The 536-nt window shown below is 62.3% G+C and carries 1 protein-coding gene; it reads right to left on the reverse strand.

Going from position 1 to position 536, the window contains the following annotated elements:
• On the reverse strand, positions 1–536 hold a 536-nt coding region (locus tag B5G03_RS16930), incomplete at both ends, for an FAD-dependent oxidoreductase (protein WP_162613453.1).

Below are 536 nucleotides of genomic sequence, written 5' to 3' on the forward strand. Positions count from 1 at the left end.
TCTTCCTCGGCATGCTCCACCTCTTCCTTACGGGCGGGCAGCTCTTCCATGCCGCGGCGGTACACGATGTAAACGTTCTCGGCGCCCAGACGCTTGGCGCTGCGGGCAGCGTCCATGGCAACGTTGCCGCCGCCTACAACGGCCACGTTCTTGCTCTTCTTGATGGGGGTCTTGCTGCCTTCCTTGTAAGCCTTCATCAGGTTTACGCGGGTCAGATACTCGTTGGCGGAGTAAACGCCCTTCAGGCTCTCGCCGGGGATGCCCATGAAGCGGGGCAGACCGGCACCGGAAGCCACATACACGGCCTCGTAGCCGTAGTCGCCCATCAGCTCGTCGATGGTCAGCACCTTACCAATCACCATGTTGGTCTCGATGTCCACGCCCATGGCCTGCAGGCCTTCGATCTCGTTCTGCACAATGGCCTTGGGCAGACGGAACTCAGGGATGCCGTACACCAGCACGCCGCCCGCCAGATGCAGAGCCTCGTACACGGTGACCTTGTAGCCCAGCTTGGCCAGGTCGCCGGCAGCGGTCAG

The sequence above is a fragment of the Gemmiger sp. An50 genome (assembly GCF_002161595.1).
Classification (GTDB): Bacteria; Bacillota; Clostridia; order Oscillospirales; family Ruminococcaceae; genus Allofournierella.